Source organism: Streptomyces sp. CA2R106 (assembly GCF_037034245.1).
GTDB lineage: Bacteria > Actinomycetota > Actinomycetes > Streptomycetales > Streptomycetaceae > Actinacidiphila.
Genome location: NZ_JBAGKC010000204.1, coordinates 1 through 292 on the forward strand (window position 1 = coordinate 1; position 292 = coordinate 292).

Genomic DNA, 292 nt, shown 5'->3' on the forward strand with positions numbered 1-292 from the left:
TGAGGGGCATCGGGTGTTTGTGGAGGTCAGTCCGCATCCGGTGTTGGGTATGGCGGTCGCGCAGGCGGGTGAGGGCCTGGTCGCGGCGGCCAGTTTGCAGCGTGGTGACGGTGGCCGGGACCGGTGGCTGACCGCACTGGCGAGCGCCTGGACCGCAGGCGTCGACGTGGACTGGGCCGCGGTGACCGCTGATGAGGGTCGGGCGGTGAAGGTTGGGCTGCCGACGTATGCGTTCCAGCGGCAGCACTATTGGCCGAAGCCGGTGGCCGGTCGTGGGGATGCTTCGTCGGCT

1 protein-coding gene is annotated in these 292 nt (G+C 69.9%); it reads left to right on the forward strand.

The features are described 5' to 3' along the window. Positions 1 to 49 precede the first annotated feature (49 nt). Positions 50 to 292: hypothetical protein (locus tag WA788_RS35750; protein WP_335984703.1), on the forward strand; the 243-nt coding region annotated here is incomplete at its 3' end.